This window comes from Arthrobacter sp. NPDC080086 (assembly GCF_040702285.1).
Genome location: NZ_JBFBKP010000002.1, coordinates 77,035 through 93,859, shown reverse-complemented (window position 1 = coordinate 93,859; position 16,825 = coordinate 77,035). Strand labels below are relative to the sequence as shown.

General features: G+C 58.9%; 18 protein-coding genes and 1 tRNA gene. 5 read left to right on the top strand and 14 right to left on the bottom strand.

What is annotated here, in order from left to right; genetic code table 11:
- Nucleotides 1-6: 6 nt before the first annotated feature.
- The 3 genes from AB0305_RS01600 to AB0305_RS01590 all read right to left on the bottom strand — a co-directional run bounded on the left by AB0305_RS01600 (nt 7) and on the right by AB0305_RS01590 (nt 880).
- On the bottom strand, nt 7-378 hold the full coding sequence (locus AB0305_RS01600) for a hypothetical protein (protein WP_366170829.1): 372 nt from the start codon (nt 376-378) through the stop codon (nt 7-9).
- Between the two features lie 10 nt (nt 379-388).
- Nucleotides 389-688 carry a hypothetical protein gene (locus tag AB0305_RS01595; protein ID WP_366170828.1) on the bottom strand — a complete coding sequence of 100 codons (300 nt, stop codon included), beginning with the start codon at nt 686-688 and terminating at the stop codon, nt 389-391.
- A 69-nt stretch (nt 689-757) separates the two neighbouring features.
- On the bottom strand, nt 758-880 hold the full coding sequence (locus AB0305_RS01590; protein WP_366170827.1) for a hypothetical protein: 123 nt from the start codon (nt 878-880) through the stop codon (nt 758-760).
- Between the two features lie 778 nt (nt 881-1,658).
- Here AB0305_RS01590 and AB0305_RS01585 point away from each other — a divergent pair.
- Genes AB0305_RS01585 through AB0305_RS01575 form a run of 3 tightly spaced genes read left to right on the top strand, consistent with a single transcriptional unit; the run spans nt 1,659 to nt 6,840 of the window.
- Nucleotides 1,659-4,325, top strand: a complete 2,667-nt coding sequence (locus AB0305_RS01585; RefSeq protein WP_366170826.1) for a DDE-type integrase/transposase/recombinase — start codon at nt 1,659-1,661, stop codon at nt 4,323-4,325.
- Complete coding sequence (locus AB0305_RS01580; protein WP_366170824.1) at nt 4,322-5,455, top strand: AAA family ATPase; 1,134 nt, start codon at nt 4,322-4,324, stop codon at nt 5,453-5,455. The genes AB0305_RS01585 and AB0305_RS01580 overlap by 4 nt, the downstream gene beginning before the upstream one ends.
- Entirely contained in the window at nt 5,452-6,840 is a 1,389-nt protein-coding gene (locus AB0305_RS01575) for a TniQ family protein (protein WP_366170822.1), read from the top strand. The genes AB0305_RS01580 and AB0305_RS01575 overlap by 4 nt, the downstream gene beginning before the upstream one ends.
- Before the next feature lie 83 nt (nt 6,841-6,923).
- On the opposite strand, the gene AB0305_RS01570 is transcribed toward AB0305_RS01575, so the two are convergent.
- Genes AB0305_RS01570 through AB0305_RS01555 form a run of 4 tightly spaced genes read right to left on the bottom strand, consistent with a single transcriptional unit; the run spans nt 6,924 to nt 9,917 of the window.
- Nucleotides 6,924-7,589 carry a hypothetical protein gene (locus AB0305_RS01570; RefSeq protein ID WP_366170820.1) on the bottom strand — a complete coding sequence of 222 codons (666 nt, stop codon included), beginning with the start codon at nt 7,587-7,589 and terminating at the stop codon, nt 6,924-6,926.
- A complete protein-coding gene (locus AB0305_RS01565; RefSeq protein ID WP_366170818.1) occupies nt 7,586-8,206 on the bottom strand; it encodes a 7-cyano-7-deazaguanine synthase in 621 nt (206 codons plus the stop codon). Before AB0305_RS01565 ends, AB0305_RS01570 begins: the two co-directional genes overlap by 4 nt.
- A complete protein-coding gene (locus AB0305_RS01560; RefSeq protein WP_366170816.1) occupies nt 8,203-9,534 on the bottom strand; it encodes a nucleoside 2-deoxyribosyltransferase in 1,332 nt (443 codons plus the stop codon). Before AB0305_RS01560 ends, AB0305_RS01565 begins: the two co-directional genes overlap by 4 nt.
- A 2-nt stretch (nt 9,535-9,536) precedes the next feature.
- Complete coding sequence (locus tag AB0305_RS01555) at nt 9,537-9,917, bottom strand: hypothetical protein (protein ID WP_366170814.1); 381 nt, start codon at nt 9,915-9,917, stop codon at nt 9,537-9,539.
- A gap of 246 nt (nt 9,918-10,163) precedes the next feature.
- Between AB0305_RS01555 and AB0305_RS01550 the strand changes: the two genes are divergently transcribed.
- Both AB0305_RS01550 and AB0305_RS01545 read left to right on the top strand, forming a co-directional pair.
- On the top strand, nt 10,164-10,757 hold the full coding sequence (locus tag AB0305_RS01550; protein WP_366170812.1) for a hypothetical protein: 594 nt from the start codon (nt 10,164-10,166) through the stop codon (nt 10,755-10,757).
- Nucleotides 10,758-10,830: 73 nt separating this feature from the next.
- A complete protein-coding gene (locus tag AB0305_RS01545; protein ID WP_366170810.1) occupies nt 10,831-11,442 on the top strand; it encodes a hypothetical protein in 612 nt (203 codons plus the stop codon).
- A 721-nt stretch (nt 11,443-12,163) separates the two neighbouring features.
- Here AB0305_RS01545 and AB0305_RS01540 read toward each other — a convergent pair.
- The 7 genes from AB0305_RS01540 to soxZ all read right to left on the bottom strand — a co-directional run bounded on the left by AB0305_RS01540 (nt 12,164) and on the right by soxZ (nt 16,824).
- A tRNA-Ala gene (locus AB0305_RS01540) sits at nt 12,164-12,239 on the bottom strand.
- A 47-nt stretch (nt 12,240-12,286) separates the two neighbouring features.
- A complete protein-coding gene (gene soxB, locus AB0305_RS01535; RefSeq protein WP_366170808.1) occupies nt 12,287-13,999 on the bottom strand; it encodes a thiosulfohydrolase SoxB in 1,713 nt (570 codons plus the stop codon).
- On the bottom strand, nt 13,996-14,517 hold the full coding sequence (locus tag AB0305_RS01530) for a TlpA disulfide reductase family protein (protein WP_366170806.1): 522 nt from the start codon (nt 14,515-14,517) through the stop codon (nt 13,996-13,998). Before AB0305_RS01530 ends, soxB begins: the two co-directional genes overlap by 4 nt.
- A 4-nt stretch (nt 14,518-14,521) precedes the next feature.
- On the bottom strand, nt 14,522-15,166 hold the full coding sequence (gene soxX / locus AB0305_RS01525; RefSeq protein ID WP_366170804.1) for a sulfur oxidation c-type cytochrome SoxX: 645 nt from the start codon (nt 15,164-15,166) through the stop codon (nt 14,522-14,524).
- Nucleotides 15,167-15,187: 21 nt separating this feature from the next.
- A complete protein-coding gene (soxA, locus tag AB0305_RS01520; protein WP_366170802.1) occupies nt 15,188-16,012 on the bottom strand; it encodes a sulfur oxidation c-type cytochrome SoxA in 825 nt (274 codons plus the stop codon).
- A gap of 16 nt (nt 16,013-16,028) precedes the next feature.
- Nucleotides 16,029-16,496 (bottom strand): DsrE family protein, encoded by a 468-nt coding sequence (locus AB0305_RS01515; RefSeq protein WP_366170800.1) that lies wholly within the window; start codon nt 16,494-16,496, stop codon nt 16,029-16,031.
- A 16-nt stretch (nt 16,497-16,512) separates the two neighbouring features.
- The gene (soxZ, locus tag AB0305_RS01510) at nt 16,513-16,824 is read right to left on the bottom strand and encodes a thiosulfate oxidation carrier complex protein SoxZ (RefSeq protein ID WP_366170798.1); all 312 of its coding nucleotides are present in this window, start codon (nt 16,822-16,824) and stop codon (nt 16,513-16,515) included.
- Between the last annotated feature and the right edge of the window lies 1 nt (nt 16,825).

The window sequence follows — 16,825 nt, the reverse complement described above, 5'->3', positions numbered from 1 at the left end:
GACGCCTCACTCTGCGCGCTCGATCGAATAGGGCTCGATCTCGCATGCCCACCCTCCAAAATGCCCGCATCCACCTGGGCCTCGCGGACCGTAAGCGATCCCTGTGACTCTCACGCGTTTCCCGTTCCATCGCGAAAGCACGCGCTCATTCGCCTGCATACTTCCTGATCCAAAGGCGAGCCAAGCACTCGATCGGTAAAGCGGTGCATCTATGTCGTCGGTGATTTCGCGGCGCTCGGCCTTTGGGAAATGATCGATCGAAGTATGCTCGAACTCGAAGGTCAGCAAACCAACAACCTCAACAGGCTGGCCGTGGAGATTCTGTATGCGGTCGACGAGCTCGTTCACGCTGAGCGAGGCTTCCTTCATCAGCATCATCGTTGGTCGTCTAGTGATTGTGGAACTCGTGCCATAGCGCACGAATCAAGGCTCTCGACGCTGAATCCGCCTCCAACGGAGGACATTCCGGCATCTTCTTCGCCATATCCAGTATCAGCGGGTCGGCCGCATCGCTCCAGAGTGAGAGCGCACACCGAAGTTGGTAGCCGAGCGTCAGGTACAAAGACGCGATTGCATCTTCCAGCGATCGTGTCTGCATGAGCACCTTGTCCTCACTGCTCAGGAGCGCGCGTGCGGCTTGAAGTGCATCTTCAAGGGTCGTGGGCGGCGTGGGTATTGCCTCACTCATACCAGGCCCCTGCTCCTAGCTTTGCTTGTGACCTCACATCCAGAACATGACTGCGGCGGGCGTTCACGACTACATCAGCCACACCACCAAGGTGGACCCGAAGGCGAGCAATATCACGGCCCAATACACCTTCCGTGCCAGTGAACTCATGCTCTTCCACGTTTCGTCATCCGGGCCTGGGAATGCTGCCATTCGCTATTTCCTATCGCTATCGTTCGATTCTCTTAGGTGAGGTTACGGCTGTTGGCCCACCAGCGCGAGAGGTTCTATTTTGCCTCGCTTGGCGTCCTGCCAAGGATATGACGCGCCCACGCCACAAGCTCTCGGCATTCGCTCGCGGAATCCCGAAAAATTTTAATCACCAAATATACCGATTAATTTTAATCACCTCCTCTAGTGATTTAAATTATTTGGTCTTTTTAAATAATCGAATCACAGCACAAACATAATCACAAGTCGTTGATTTACAAGGGGAATTTTGGTAAATTAAAGGACTAATCCCGTCAGATATGAAGGGGATTTTCGGCCCAAAATCGACCAGCCAATGGAGGTGCTCACCAGCAAAAGATACGAAGCCAATGAGTGAGATGCGGCGCACAACAGACGACGGTTGTGCACCGTGAAAATGAAAACGGCCGCTGCTCTGGCAAGCACGGCCGTCTTGGGGAATGCACTGTCCTTGGAGTGGGACGGTTCATTTATCCCCCGTTTTCCCCCGTTTGTCAACGGGGGTCTCTCCGTTCGTCCATTTTCGGCCGGATCTTGATCCGATCAGTGGACTCCTTTACCCGTCGGATTCCTGTGGCAGCTCGATTTGGAGGGCGCCAGGGAGGCCGACATCCCGGAGAAACATAATGAGCTGCTCGCAGCCAAGTTTGGCGCACATTCAGCCAGGGATACCAAACAGTTTCACTTCAAATGGCACATCCCGTGCCGACACCGCGCTGGCCCAGGAAGTCGGGAGGTTGCCATGCTGACCGACGCCGAGATCCAAGCGCTGTTCGACAAACATAACGTGCCTGAAGCGGGACGCCTTCGCATCCAGGCAATTCGCCATGAACCCCCAGGCAGACGAGCCGACGGAGGCTCACGAAGTCAGACCATCCGCTATTGCAGCAAGAAGATGGGATTCGTTGTCGAGGCTGAGAGTTACGAAGGTGAGTACGCAGCCCTCGTCACGTGGGAGCATGACCCCGACGTCTACGAGATGTATGGCCAGCCCTGTCACAAGCTGAAGCTGAGCTACCGAGGTGCGAACGGCCGCACCACTTCCCATATGACCACACCCGATTTCTTCCTGATTGGGAAGGACGGGTTCACATTCGTTGAGTGCAAATTGCAGAAGACGCTGCTCGAGCTGGCGCTCAAGCAGCCGGCTCGGTGGCTACGAGCCGACAATGGGATATGGACCTCGCCACCAGCGCGGAACGCTGCCGCCGAACTAGGGTGTGCGTTCCACGTCAGGTCATCCGAAGAGAACAACTGGATTCTTATTGAGAACCTCGAATTTCTTCGGGACTTCATTGTCGAGCCTGCACAACTGGAAGAATCCGACCTCGCCGCGCTCTCTGCGAAGCTCATCGATAGTCCGTGGTGGACGATCCATGGCCTTCTGGCGGAAGGCATCCGCGCCGATGTTCTCTATGCAGCCATCGTATCGGGAGCGGTGCACTTCGACATCACGCGGCAGCGTTTGACTCAGGTTGAGGAAGCCGTGGTGTTTCGCGATGCAGAGTCTGCTCAAGCCTACGCCACCTTCTCGCTAACGCGAACGCCGGACCTAGGCACCCATGCGCAAACGACGCTTTCCCTCTACCCCGGCACGCTGTTCAGCTGGGACGGAAGACGATGGGAGGTATTGAACTATGGCGACGAAGGTATCGCTGCACGATGCTTGGATTCCGAGGGAAAGTCATCACGGTTCGTCGAACTCTCGCATGACCACCTCTCCAAGCTCGCCACTCGCGGCAAGATCATCCCGGAGCCGGATCAAGCAACAGACCACCTCAAGCAAGCCGGTGAGGTGTTTCAGCGGTTCGGCCCAGAAGCGCAGCAGCAAGCGATCTGGCGCCATCAGATTCTCTATGGAGAGCCCTCCAAGGACAACCCCTATGTCAGCGTGTGTCGGCGAACTCGAGCCAACTGGAAGGCCGGTTACCGGCGTGCACAGGAGCAGTACGGTTATGGTCTAGTTGGTCTGGTATCGAACTGGGAACGCCGGCAGGGAAACAAGACGCAAAAGCTTGATCAAGCAGTCCACGAAATTCTAGTGGCTGTCGCTGCAGAAAAGTACGAGGATCCGAGACGCAGAACGGTTGCGCAGGTCTTTGGCGCGGTTGAAGCGCTTTGCCTGGAGCAAGGGTTCACACCCCCATCACGAAAGACCGTTTCGGCCGAAATAAAGCGCAGTCGGTCGATCGATTCCGAAAGGAAGCGCCTCGGCAAACGAGCAGCATACGACCTGGAGTCGATCCAGAACTGGCACCTTTCCTACACAACGCCGGTGCATGGGACACACCCGTTCCATATCGCCCACATTGACCACACACCGCTTGCCATCAAGCTTCTGGATGAATCTCTATCCACGTTAGTTAAAAGCGTCTGGCTCACCTTGATGTTCGACGCATACTCTCGAACCGTGTTGGGCTACTACCTAAGCTTCGACGATCCGTCTCACGTGTCCTGCATGATGGTCATACGTGATTGCGTCCGACGGCATGGTCGATTGCCGCAGTTCCTGGTGACAGACCGTGGCCCGGAGTTTGACTCTGTCTACTATGAAACGCTTCTGGCGCGATCGGGTGTTAACAAGAAGAGTCGTCAAACCAGTAGCCCTCGGCAGGGCTCAGTGATCGAGCGCTTCTTCGGCACCACGGAAAAAGTGCTCTTGCGTGGTCTGCAGGGCAACACAGAGGCAGAACGTCAATACAGGAAGGTGAGCCGAGAGATCTCACCAGCCCGTCTTGCAATTTGGACGTACGAGAGACTGCAGAACCGTCTCGAAGAGTTCTTCTTTACTGTCTACGCCAACAACCATCACTCCACGCTGAACTGCTCGCCTCGCCAGAAGTTCCTCGATGGCGTAGCGACGGCCGGCGAACGTAGGCATGTGTATATCCCATACACGCGCAACTTCATCATAGAAACATGCCCCACCACCGCCAAAGGCACGGCGCGCGTTGGGCCACGTGGTGTGAAGATCAACTACACATACTTCACAGGTCCCGCGTTGGCGGATCTGTCGTTGCGAAAAAAAGATGTGCCCGTCCGCTACGACCCATTCAATGCGGGCATAGGCTACGTGTTCGTTCAAGACAGGTGGCAGGACGTTCAGTCCGAGTACTTCTATGTATTCGAAGGGCGCACCACCCGCGAAATCGAACTTGCGAGCGTGCATTCTCGACTTGATAAGCGAATCGGGGGGCGCCTGCGAGATGCCGACGCGGCCAAAACCGCTGCATTCCTGCAGGCAACGGAATCGGAAGAGGTGCTTGCCATGCGCCGGCTTCATGACAAAGAGCAACGCACCGTCCGCTGGCAAGTGCCGAACGAACTGGTAGCGCCCGACACCGCAGCGCTCGCGTCATCCAACGCTTGGTTTGAGTATCAACCGAAAGCACTGGGAGACCTGGAATGAACTTACGTATCCCAAGCCCAAAAGAAATCGAGGCACTGTGTGCATATGACGCGAAGAAGATCGTGCACCCAAGGCTCAACGACCTAAGGAGCGAGCTCAGCAACCTTCTTCATCCTGTGACCGATGAGTGTGTGTTCGTGATGACGGGCCCAAGCGGTGTGGGCAAGTCGACTGTTGTTGGCTCTTTTATTCGAGCCTACCAAAAGCACCATCTGGAGCGCATGCTCGCCGATCCCAACTTTGTGCCTGTGGTCTCGCTTCGACTGCCAGCACCAGTCGCCGGTGAGTTCAACTGGAAAGACACATTCATTCGTTTGCTAACAGCCTTTGAAGAGCCTCTTGTTGGCCGAAAGAGCACTGGTAGGCTGCATCTGGAACTTGATGGAGAGCGAATCACCAACACTACGAGGCTCGTGCGCGAAGAGCTTCGACGTGCTGTGGAGAATTGCGTCAAGAACCGAGGCACGTTGCTGCTCATCATCGACGAGGCGAGCCATCTCTTCATCACTAAGAATAGAGATTCCTATCTCCTGCAATTCGAACTACTGAAATCGCTTGCCAACGAGTTCAACATCTTGATCCTGCTTGTTGGCGCGTACGACCTACTGAAGATCGACGGGTTCAACGGTCAGCTGACTCGTCGCACCCGGCCAATTCACTTCAGACGCTATACGGCGCACGATCTTGAGCGAATGGACCCGTATGGCAAGGGCTTTGTCGACATCGTCACCAGCCTGCTCGATGCGATGCCAATCCCATACGAGCCGTGCCTCAGAAGCCGTCCTGACTACTTTCTGATGAACTCGTTGGGATGTACGGGGCACCTGAAAACTTGGTTGCGCCGCTCTCTGCAAGAGGCATACGGGACGGGCAGCAAAATGGTGACGGCCAAGATCGTGGAGCGTAATCGACAATCCAACAAGCGACTCAAGCTCATGGCTGTAGAGAACCAGCTCGGTGAGCTGCAGCTGGAGGACATAGATGACCAAGAGGTCGCGAGCCTAATGGGCTTCAGTGTGGTGCCCACACTGTCCGGAACGAGTCCGACGGCGATGCCGACCAAGCGAGGACGCAGAAGGCCGGGCAAGCGCAATCCGTCGAAGGATCCGGTCGGAGGGTTGCTGTCATGATCGATCCACTCATCTTGGATTTCGACGACGATTGGGTACCGCCGGCACGAAGCCGCCTAGTCACGCTCAAGCCAATGGGAGCGGGCACGCAGATGCTGGAGAGTGTCAGCAGCCTGCTGGTTCGCATTGCACGTGCGCACACGGTCAAGCCGTTGGATCTACTGAACCGGGAGATCGTGCCGCGCACCGACATACAGTTGCGCAGACCGAGCAGCAGCTTCGTCAACACTCATGCGAAAACGGCGAACGGGCTGGGTAAGTACGCGCATGAGATTGTCAGTGCGCTGGAGCAGTTAACAGGGCAAACCGGCCTAGCATCAGGTTCGTTCTTGCCGTGGCGGGAGCTTCTCGCATCGAACGGAAACTCGTTGCTGCATCCTCGTCCGTGCTGGTGCCCGACATGCTTTCACGAGTGGCGAGCGGCTGGCCAGGAGCCGTACTTTCCGCTCGCATGGTTTTGCGAGCAGGTGGCCGTATGTCCAGCTCACGAGCGTCCGCTGATTGATCGCTGCACTCAATGCGGTCGGCAACAGCCCTTTGTGACTCGGCACGCCTATCTCGACTACTGCTCGTATTGTGGGGAATGGCTGGGTAAAGAGGAACGTGCCGATGGCAACGCCCCGGCGCTCCCTCAGCGCGCCATTTCGCGGGCTAGAGCAATAGGGGAGCTCATTGTCGTTGGGCAAACGCCCGAAGCATTGACATTGGGGGCGCGGGGTCGGCACGCGACGGTCATCACCGAACTGATACAGCAGCGTTTTGGTGGCATCACAGCAGAAGCGGAGCGTCGCTTAGGATTCAGGCCCCACGTGATGCTGAACTGGTTGCGCAAACACCAGCTGCTCTCGCTCAAGTCTCTTTTCGAACTGTCCGAGCGGGTTGGCGTCAGCCCTGTAGCATTGCTTCGGAATGATCCAGCGACTGCGTTCGACTTGAGTCAGCGGGCGGCCATGGAGCCGATTAAACACCGACCGCCAGTTAGTGAGCAGCGCTTGGATGATCTGAAGAAGGTGCTGGACGGCATCGCTCGAAACGGGCCACACCACCTTGCGCTGACCGATGTCGCCAAAACGCTGGGTGAGAAATACACGTTCCTGCGCTATCGATGCCCGGATGAATGCAGGAGGATTTCTGCGGCCCATCTGAAGTTCAAGTCGGACAGCTCCAAAGCCAAACTGGCGGCGAGCGTGACGCAAAGTCGGAAAATTATGATGCGGCTACTGTCGTCGAAGCAGCGCATCACGCGGAAAATCGTGAAGGCAGAGCTGGCAGCTCAACGCATTTCGATCGCGTGCCCGGAGGTTCGAGCCGCGCTACGGCGTGCGGTCTCCGATTTCGTGAGCACAGAGAGGCTGAGAAGGGGAGGCAAGCCTAGATCTTCATAGCGCCGGTAGTCGCTGGGACTGTGATCACCTTCTTGCCATCGTTCCAGCGGCTATATCCGAGCGCCATTGACGAGCAACGAGTCCTAGATACCTAGGCTCAGTTGAATTTGCGTGGGAGCTGCGGCCCGTCTCCAGAGCCAGGCGTCAAATTCTCGCCTCGACAAAGTAAGGAGGTCGGCCGCACAACAAAACGACCGTCTCAAGAAATGATAGTCATCATTCTCGACCCCAACCTTCTTCGCAAAGGAGCGAACATGTCGATCGACTGCGATGGAGTCAATACCAACCAGACAGGCCATGTAATCAACGGTCTTCGGACCAACCCCATTGATAGTCTGGATCGCATCGCAAAATTGCTCGACCGTCAGGTGAGCCTGCAGATCTTGGACGTTGTCGACTCCCCACTCGTTCAGGAAAGCAACCAATGCTTCGAAGCGGGTCACCTTTTCATGATGTCGCCAATTAAGAAACTGCCTCGTCCCCCCCTCCTGGATCAACTCCAGCAGGGCCGCAATCGTATCAAGCTGGGGATAGGCTCGTAGAATGGCCAGCACTCTCGGCCGCACAACGGTGGCGTAGTTCAGCCCCGCCTGGAGCACCGAGTCAGCTAGAACCGCGCCCAGGTGCTCACATGTAGCTCTTGGCAAACTCTGCTCCCCGAGTGCCCCCTCGTCCTTCGCGTAGTCTGCAATACGACGCGCTGCCCGCAGAACGGCAATGGCGGCCCCTTTCTCTTCGGGTCGACTCATACCAGCCCCGCCGCTTTCAACGCATTTAGCCGCTCAACGCAGTTGGGGCATGCGCCGCATGGGAACCGCGCGGAAGCCTGGCATGAGTACGTACGACCGATCGGTACGCCAAGCTTGACAGCAGCGCGGGCTACGTCGGCCTTGGACGAGTAGCGGAACGGAGAATGGAAGCGAACAGGACCAATGCTCGATGTAAGTCCGTCAAGGCTATTCATGAACGTGGCCGTACAGTCAATTTCTTTGGCGTGGTTGCTGTTGATGAACCCGGTGTACACGTCCAAGATACCGACGGTTTGTGCCCTAGCCGCTGCCGCAGCGAAGAACAGCATCGTCCTATACGGGATGTACAGATCATCGTCTTGGACTTCCTCATTCCAGAGGTCCGCCTCGTGAATCAAACGCGACCGCGAGCCCCTGAAGATGTCCGATATGTCATACCGCTCCGGTGGTTGCATATCCGCGGGCAATACCTCACCAACGCGACTCCACTCCATTTCGGCGCAATGCTGACCGTAGTCGAAGAATACGGGGACAACTTCGACGCCTTCTGACAGGAGTTGGTATCCAACGGTGGTGGAGTCCAGGCCGCCCGAAGCAAGAAGAAGTGCTTTCTTCATGTCGATTTGGTCCGCAACCTAGCAAGAGCTTCGAAGGTGCCATTCAGGCACTCATCAAGGTCCGCAGAGTATACAGAACTTCCGACAACGACCATTGTGTTGTTGTTCTCGTTCCGAGGGTCGTAGGTAATCACGGGCTTACCTAGCGCGATCGCCATGCCGATTTCGACTAGTGTCCCCGGGTCACGATCCAGGGGCACCGCGAAGACGACATCGCACTCTTCAAGTAGCTGATAGTCCTTGTGATATGTGCGAATCAATTCAGCTCGACTCGCTGGTCGTGCAAGTTCACCGTTCTCCTGGATAGGACGCCGCACCCTGAAGTTGTGATACGTAAGGCTATCCACTGCCCGGTCCAGTTCAGCTTTCGCAACATACGAGAAATCGGGGCCAGCGAGATAGAGAGAGAAGCGCTGGCGGTCGTGCCACGGCAGAGTAGTACCGCCCAGCGCACGCAGTGTCTGTACCGACAGGTTGAGCCCTCGCTGAACATCACGACGTAGATCGTCGGGGTATGTTGTCTGCGAATATGCTGTTGCGGCCTGACATCCGCGCCAAGCAGCTTCGATCCACCCCCTTCCTGAGTAGCCAAGCATGACGGCAGAATAGACGTCACCCACACCAACGGAGTTGACGGTTTTCCCCAACTGCGCGGGGATCTCCTCAACGGAGCCATCGCGCAGATCGAAAAGCCTGCTCCCGCCGCGGTTCTCTTTCAATAGGAAGACGTCCGGCGAAAGTGTCCTAATTTCTGCGATCAGAGCGTCGATGTTCTCATGTCCCCGGCGGCTAAAAAGCGGAGACGATGTCGAGAGGATGATGGCCTGTGTGCGTCCAGAGAACGCTTGAAGCGAAGCAATGCTGTCAACGTCATAGGCGACATCAAACGTGAACTTCGCGTTGGGTGAAAATCTATCCAGTAGTACGCCAACATCAAATTTACCGGGAAAGACTATTACCTTGTGGTAGCTCTCGAGGCTCGGGAGAGGATCACGCGGTACGATTTTCTTGTCGTCCCGAAGCAGATCCTCGTAGCCCTGGTGTGAGACTTCTGTTGGGTCACCGATAATGATCACATTCGGTGCGCCGACGACATCGCCCAAACAGATAAACTCCTTGCAACCATGAGCAGCGAGGTAGTGACTCGCCTGGTCGACAAGGTACTGAGGGCAGAAGGTTGCTACCGAATATTCTAAGCCGGCTGCCCAGAGTCCTCTTGCGGCATGCACTATACCGCCCAGTCGGAGCTTGCACTCGGCACCTTGTTGAGGGACGGTGTAGTCAACAACAATCTCCCCAACAATCAAAACCGCGTCGGTATTGGCCACGATTACTGGGCGACAAAATCGACTTCGACTGTGGGAATCGGCGTAGCTGCCGACGATTTGACAACTCCAACATACCTCACACCGCTTTCCAGGCATGCGGCGAGGTAGTTAAGCGATGTTGGGAGCGCGCCAACCTCAGTGCCGTTGGAGTCAACAGCAAACACTCGTTTGCTTAAGGCAATGCTAAGCTCAGCGCCAGCAGGGGGAACCGTTGCGTGTTGGCCGTAGTAGTCACACTGAGCCACTTCCTCCAAGACGGCCGAAAATGCTTGCTGACATTTGTCGACACCGCTCGCGCCGCCGCTGCGGCCTCCCGGGCCTGTCGAATCTTTTCTTTGCGTACCAGAATAGTCGGAAAAACGGCCGGAACCTGTGCTTCCCATAAGACCCTCCCTCTCATCTCCGCAGATTTTCTGAATAACTACGCCCGCGTTGCGTGGGCAGTGTAGCAATCCGTTTGTGCTGACACCACCCGAGTAATACGGGGTTGATTTTGATCAGCATTTGGCGCAAACGAATAGCCGCTTACAGATCCAGATGCGATCGGCCTGTCGTCAGCACTAGCGGGGTAAAGTTCTTCAGCTTGCGGTCGCTACTACATTCATTTCCTATTGAGAAAGGGAAGTACGATGACTGAGAAAACCGATGGCCTGACAGAGGAGGCAGGTGATTTCTTAACCGGGACGCGCTATGTGTGGTCTGTGATGACAATCGCCGTTCTTACTGCCGCGCTTGTTTTATGCGCCTTATACGACATGTTTTTCGAGCCTGTTATCACACAGAGAGGATGGGCTGGCGCGTCTGCAGGTATTTTGGGTGGCGTCATTGGAGGCTACGTCTTTGTGCTGTCCAAAATTGTGGATCACGAAAATCTCAAGTTGAGCCAGCTTGGCAGAGGGCGCCCGCAAAGAGAGCACGCGGCATACTTGCGCTCCAGATTGCTGCTGGCAGTACCGTCAGGATTCGTAATGTCGACCGTGATGGCTGCAATCGTTCACTCCACGTCACCAGCCCTCTTAACTGCATTTGGCATTTTGGGAGGGTTCTCATGCACCCTGCTGCCTTCGCTGGCGAATGCCGCGGAGGCTGCGGCCACACGGTATGCTTCCGGCGCTTTCGAAACGAAGCGAGAGGGGAAGCAATCGCGGGATCGCCGGCAGGCGAGACCTGCCTCGCGGCGTGCAGATTCCGCCCTCAATAGAGACAAAGGCGGGACCGAATAGCTCCGGAGAAGAATCCGTAGCGGGGCGCTCTATCGAAGTGCTTTGGTTGGCGACAATAGGATGAACACTCCGAATGACTAGTCAGTCTAGCGGTATCGCATCACTGGTTAGCGGCTTCTTGCCCTGGATAGTGCGCGAACACTGTGCACGAAATCCAGAGGCGGTAGCTAAGGCCTGGGAGCAGATCAATGCCGACGCGCCGACATTGGCAGACGCCGGCCGCATGTTTTCCGCGTACGGTTCGGATTTCACACTTGCCGAGCTGCGCTATATCGTTCGGCACCCAGAAGCACTACGGTTAGCGAGGAATGTTGCTGCCGGGAGGCAATACCTGGACTTCAACGAGTCGACCGGCTTCAGCGCGGAGAATACCTTCGTACCGCCTGAGCCGGGGTCCGCTCGCCAGCTCATAGCACCAATAGCGATAACGGTGCTCGGTTTCATCATCGTCGTCGTAGCTTTGCTGGCTAGCAATTTCAAAGGGGCAGCCATCGTGGGCGGGCTGACCGCTTTGTCTGTGCTGGTTACGCTTGCCGAGTTTGCGGAGGTGCGAAACCGGCATTGTGCACGTCGCGCTATTGAGCAAAGCGTTGGTGTGCATCACTTCACGCCACTAGGCACTGAGCTAGTGAGCTCTGCGATACCAGATTCGGCGGGCAAAGAGGACGCGATGCAATCCGGCTGAACAACACAGCTCCGGTATGCCACACACGCCCTATGGAACCTGTGGCCACATCCCGCCCAAAATGCTGCAGAAATATGGCCCGCCCCTGCGTGCTGGAGATGTGCCAGATTCAGTTTGGACGGCGAACGCGACGCCCCACCAAAACTGGCCCAGGGAAAATCGGCTCTTCCACCTTGGCACGGCGCAAGGCCGAGTCGCGCGTGGCCAATCCAAACGCTGCCAGTCGTTCGCGAAGAGCTTCAAGCGATTCGAACTGCTTGGTATCGTTTCGGCGGCGACGTGTAGTAGCTTTCATGGCACCTTCTATTGCCGGCGATACCCATAACGAATAGGCACGAGCGGCGGCGAGCTATGCGGCGCGGTTGCTCCGGACTCTACCCGCTACGTTCAGCAGTAGAGATATTTGGTTTGGGAGTTCCTCTGAACGATCAGGTCCACAGGCAGGCAAATAGCCCGCGAGCCACACTCGCGGGCCCGTAGTCCAACGAATCGGTGGGAAAAATCATCTCACGATTTGTCCTTGGGGCAAAAGTACCTCGTTGCACCGGTTCGTGAGGCGAATCAAGGCACCCTCGTTCCCACATCCGAAAAACAACAAAGCCGGCACAAGGCCGGCTTTGTTGTTGAAGCATAAGGCTGCACTTTGTCAGAGAAGCATATCCTTGCATCTGCTGCAAAAATATGGTCCCTGTCTCACGCTGGACAAGCTTTGCCGGTAAGTTGGTGGACCGAAGGAGGATCGAACTCCCGACCTCCGCATTGCGAACGCGGCGCTCTCCCAGCTGAGCTATCGGCCCGTGAAAAATAAGTCTACCCGAAGTCCCCGCGCGCCTTCAATCGCGGGTCAACCCGCGTTTTCCATGCCGGGGTTGCCTTCCATGCCGACGATGCGCGGGGTATTCAGTGGTCGGGCGGTCACTTCGCGCTGGTCGCGCAGCCAGTCGGCCAGCACATCCCACACCGGGCGGCCGCCGGCCTTGCGTGCCTCGGGCGACACGGCGGCCCAGCCGGCTACCTTGTAGCGTCGATCGGCGTCGATCGGTTTGTCGCCCAGGCGCATGTCGGTGATGCGCTGGCCCATCGGTTTCATCGGGTCGATGGTGTAGCGCAGGCCGCCGGTGCGCACCATGTCGCCACCCTGCTGGTAGTACGGGTCGGGGTTGAACAGGTTGTCGGCCACGTCTTCGAGCACGGTCTTGATGGTGGCGCCGGTCATCTCGGTGAGCGTGGTGGCGGGGTACGTGATGGCGGTCTGGGCCATCAGCGCTTCCATGGTGACGGCCTCGCCGGGCAGCAGCGTCGTGCCCCAGCGGAAGCCGGGCGAGAAGGCGATCTCCGCGCCCTGCGCCTGCATCAGGCCATCGATGATGAGCTGGTCGAACGTGCCGTTGAAGTTGCCGCGCCGGTACAGCAGGCCACGGTTGGTGGCGAGCGTCTCGCCGAGCTTGTCTCGATACGGCGCACGCACGCGCTCGATGAGCGCCATCATGGTCGGATCCGGCGGCAGCAGATCGGCGAACACGGGCAGCAGCGTGTAGCGGATGTCGCGCACGGCACCGCCGCGCACATCGAGATCGAGCACGCCGACAAACTTGCCGTTGGCGCCCGCGTTGGTGACGAGCGTCACGCCGCCCGGGTTGCTGACCTTCACCGGCACCGGCACGGCATCGTGCGTGTGGCCGCCGAGGATGGCATCCAACCCGCGCACGCGCGAGGCGAGCTTCAGGTCCACATCCATGCCGTTGTGCGACAGCAGCACGACCACCTTGGCGCCCTTGCCGCGCGCCTCGTCGATCATCTTCTGCAGCCGTTCTTCCTGGATGCCGAAGGTCCAGTCGGGCGTGAAATCCGCCGGGTGCGCCACGGGCGTGTACGGGAAGGCCTGGCCGATGATGGCGACCGGCACGCCGTTCAGCTCGCGCAGCACGTACGGATCGAACACCGGGTCGCCAAAGTCGGCGGTCTGGATGTTCTGTGCGACAAAGGCGACCTTGTTCTTGAAGTCGTGGTCGACCACGTGGCGCACGCGGTCGGCGCCGTAGGTCATCTCCCAGTGCGGAGTCATGACATCGACGCCAAGCGCGAGGGCCGCGTCGACCATGTCCTGCCCATTGGTCCACAGCGATGTGGCCGAGCCCTGCCACGTATCGCCGCCGTCCAGCAGCAACGCATTGGGGCGCGTGGCGCGCAGGTGCTTGATGAGCGTGGCCAGATGCGCAAAGCCACCCATGCGGCCGTAGCGCCGTGCGGCTTCGGTGAAGTCGAGCGAGGTGAACGCGTGTGCGGTGTGCGAGCCCGGTGCGATGCCGTAACGCTTGAGCAGCGCATTGCCCACCAGATGCGGCGGCTGTCCCGCCCATTGCCCCACGCCCAGGTTGACGCTGGGCTCGCGGTATTCAATGGGCAGCAACTGCGCGTGGCAATCGGTGAAGTGCAGCAGGTGAACGTTGCCGAAATGCGGCACGTTGTAGGCGATGGACTCGGCGTGGGCGTCGGTCAGGCGCAGACCGGCGGCGGCGGCAATCGCCAGGGCTTGGACGAATTCGCGGCGGTTCATTGCTTGTGGCTGTGTGCCGGGTGGGCGTACTGAGCCAAGTCCGCCACGTCGTCTTCGAGCATCTCGCCGACTTCCTTGCGCACCACGCGGCCATGGGCGTCGAGCACGAGCAGTTCGGGCAAGCCCTTGCGTGGGCCGGTGGCGGCGCACAGCGCGTCGGTTTCCATCGTCACTGGAAAGGTGAAGCCGCGCTTGGCGACGTAGTCGCGGGCAAGCTGCGGGTTGGCGTCGATGCTGATGGTGAGGATGCGCAGATCGGTGCCGCGCGTGGCGTCGACCAGCTTCTGCAGGCGCGGGTTCTGCAACGCGCAGAACGGGCACCACGATGCCCACGTCGCGATGATGACCGGATGCCCGCGCCACGCGTCGCCCGGCACCCGCGTACCGTCGAGCAGTTGTACGTCGGGCATCGTCACCACATCGCCGACTTCAACGGCCTGTGCATGATTGGCAAGCTGCGCAGCAGCAAACACCATCGCCGCTGCTGCCCACATCACGAACCGTCGAATGGCTTGCATGGCGTTATTGATTCACTGGCGAGGCCGGGTCAAGCAACAGCGCCATCACATCGCGGATCTGCTGCTCAGTGAGGATGCCCTTGTGCCCGAAACGCGGCATGTTCGAGCACGCCGCATACGCGTTGGAGTTGTAGATCTTGCCCCACGTGTAGCGCAGGATCGCCTCGGAATCGCCACGCAGTTTGCCGTACTGGTACAGCGACGGGCCGATGGTGCCGTACGACACCTCGTCTTTCGACAACCGGTGGCACGCGTAGCAGTTGGCACCGTTGGCCCCGCCAGCCGGGTCGGAGAACTGCATGCCGCGGCCACTCTGCGCGGTCTTCTCGCCTTCCTTCCAGTCGCCCAGCCACTTGCCGTCAGCCGGGTAATGGATGGTCTTCATCTGCGCGTCTTCCAGCGTCTTGGCGACGGCAGCGGGCACAGCGTTGCGGTCGGCGTACTGGCTGCAGGTCTTCTGTACGTCGTCGCGCTCCGTCACGCCTTCCACGGTGGCCGGGCCCGTGGAGACAAAGCTCTCGTGGATAACCTTGGCGAGTGCGGCGTCGGCCTTCGCATCGGGCTTGGGCGCGGTGATGGCATGGGCGGCATCCGCAGCGTGTGCGGTGCCGGCAACGAGTGCCAACGCAATGAGGGTCAGTCGGATCATGTGTGGCATGGTCGGTTGACCTCAGCGTTTGATCGACGGCGCGTCCATCTTGCCGCCGTTGGCGTTGCGGGCGAGGAACAGCTCGAGCGCGGTGATCACCTCGCTGCCGTAGAGCGGTTCCGGAAAGCGCTGCTGGCGCAGGCAGTCGTACAGGCGGTGCTGCATCGTGCGCACCTCGCCTTGCGAGACGCGATAGCCCGGCCATGTCGAATACGCAAAGCGGGCGCCGTCAGCGGTCAGCAGATCGGGCAACTCTTGCAGGCGAATGCGCAGGCCCGGCTGCGCGTGGCACGTGGCGCAGGCAAAGTCATACGCGCCACCGCGGTAGAAGAACATGCGGCGGCCGAGTTCGTACGTGCGCTTTTCTTCCGGATGCGCGAGCGGAATATCAATGGCCGCGCCGCGCGATTCCGAGGTGATGTACGCCATCAGCCGTTCGATGTCCGACGGCTTGCCCAGCGATGAGAACGGATTGGCCGACGCCTGTTCCTTCGTCAGCCCTTGCAGTGTCATGCGGCAATACATGAGGCGCTGTTCGGCATCCATCACGCGGCCGGTGTCTTTGAAGAAGCGCGGCAGCTTGGCGTACGCGCCCTTCACCACGCCGGGACCAAGGCCCAGGTCACACGCTTCGAGCGATGCCTGTTTCGGGCCGGCGGGCTTCTTCCAGAGCTCTTCGCCTGCGGCTTCCCAGAGTTCGGCCGGGTTGCCGTCGGCCAGCATTTCGCGGTACTGCGCGATGCCAGCAGCGGTGCTGTCTTTTGGATCTTGCGCGCGGGCCGCCATGTTGGTGCCCGCTGCGAGTACCGCCGCTGCCGCGACCGTCAATGTAAGTCGTTTCACCATCCCCTCCGTGGGTCGCCTACGGTTTGAGATAGGCGAAACCTTCTTCCTGCTGCAACCGGGTGATTTCCACCACGCCGGCGGGCACCACCTTGGCCTCCAGCAGCAGCTTATCTTCCGGCACCTTGAAGGCCATCAGCGAGTTGTGGCACACGCGAAACTCCACGCCCATGCTGGCCAGCGCGGCCACCGGCGCATCAAACGTGCGGCCCTGCGCGTCCTTGGCCCCTTCGACGAGGAATTCAATGCCATGCCCCAGCGCCACCACCACGATCTTCGTGCCGGGTGCACCGTTGAGGTGGTTGCGCAGGTTGCCGATCGCGCGCACGGCCTGATCGATGCCTTCGCTCAACTGGTAGACCACCTTGTAGCGAGCACCGGCACCGGCACTGGAACCAGCGGCGCGCGGCGTGTTCTGCGCAGCGGCCTTGCCCGCCACGCCCAGTGCCGCCAGCGCGGCGGTCACGCGAAAGAAGCTGCGTCGCATCTCGGCCTCCTTGGGCTTATTGGATTGCCGTCTCGTCGGTGCGCTTGTCGCCGTGGTTGTCGACCCAGGTGACGCTCACCTTGTCGCCCTTGGCGGCGCCCTTGAACTTGAAATTGAGGAACGGATCCTTCGACACAGCGGTGCCGAACTGCGCGTCCAGCACCGTCTTGCCGTTGTGCTGCACGGTCACGTTGGTGATGTGCCACGCTGGCACCAGCTTGCCGGAGGCATCCTTGCGCTGGCCAGTTTCCATGTCGTGCTTCATCAGGATCTTCACGTCGGTCGTGCCGCCGTTTTCCATTGCGCGAATGCGCATCGGGTCTGCCATG

Coding starts and splice junctions, on each gene's coding strand:
- AB0305_RS01600 (WP_366170829.1), bottom strand. CDS start 378: ATGATGCTGATGAAGGAAGCCTCGCTCAGCGTGAACGAGCTCGTCGAC.
- AB0305_RS01595 (WP_366170828.1), bottom strand. CDS start 688: ATGAGTGAGGCAATACCCACGCCGCCCACGACCCTTGAAGATGCACTT.
- AB0305_RS01590 (WP_366170827.1), bottom strand. CDS start 880: ATGGCAGCATTCCCAGGCCCGGATGACGAAACGTGGAAGAGCATGAGT.
- AB0305_RS01585 (WP_366170826.1), top strand. CDS start 1,659: ATGCTGACCGACGCCGAGATCCAAGCGCTGTTCGACAAACATAACGTG.
- AB0305_RS01580 (WP_366170824.1), top strand. CDS start 4,322: ATGAACTTACGTATCCCAAGCCCAAAAGAAATCGAGGCACTGTGTGCA.
- AB0305_RS01575 (WP_366170822.1), top strand. CDS start 5,452: ATGATCGATCCACTCATCTTGGATTTCGACGACGATTGGGTACCGCCG.
- AB0305_RS01570 (WP_366170820.1), bottom strand. CDS start 7,589: ATGAGTCGACCCGAAGAGAAAGGGGCCGCCATTGCCGTTCTGCGGGCA.
- AB0305_RS01565 (WP_366170818.1), bottom strand. CDS start 8,206: ATGAAGAAAGCACTTCTTCTTGCTTCGGGCGGCCTGGACTCCACCACC.
- AB0305_RS01555 (WP_366170814.1), bottom strand. CDS start 9,917: ATGGGAAGCACAGGTTCCGGCCGTTTTTCCGACTATTCTGGTACGCAA.
- AB0305_RS01550 (WP_366170812.1), top strand. CDS start 10,164: ATGACTGAGAAAACCGATGGCCTGACAGAGGAGGCAGGTGATTTCTTA.
- AB0305_RS01545 (WP_366170810.1), top strand. CDS start 10,831: ATGACTAGTCAGTCTAGCGGTATCGCATCACTGGTTAGCGGCTTCTTG.
- soxB (WP_366170808.1), bottom strand. CDS start 13,999: ATGAACCGCCGCGAATTCGTCCAAGCCCTGGCGATTGCCGCCGCCGCC.
- AB0305_RS01530 (WP_366170806.1), bottom strand. CDS start 14,517: ATGCAAGCCATTCGACGGTTCGTGATGTGGGCAGCAGCGGCGATGGTG.
- soxX (WP_366170804.1), bottom strand. CDS start 15,166: ATGATCCGACTGACCCTCATTGCGTTGGCACTCGTTGCCGGCACCGCA.
- soxA (WP_366170802.1), bottom strand. CDS start 16,012: ATGGTGAAACGACTTACATTGACGGTCGCGGCAGCGGCGGTACTCGCA.
- AB0305_RS01515 (WP_366170800.1), bottom strand. CDS start 16,496: ATGCGACGCAGCTTCTTTCGCGTGACCGCCGCGCTGGCGGCACTGGGC.
- soxZ (WP_366170798.1), bottom strand. CDS start 16,824: ATGGCAGACCCGATGCGCATTCGCGCAATGGAAAACGGCGGCACGACC.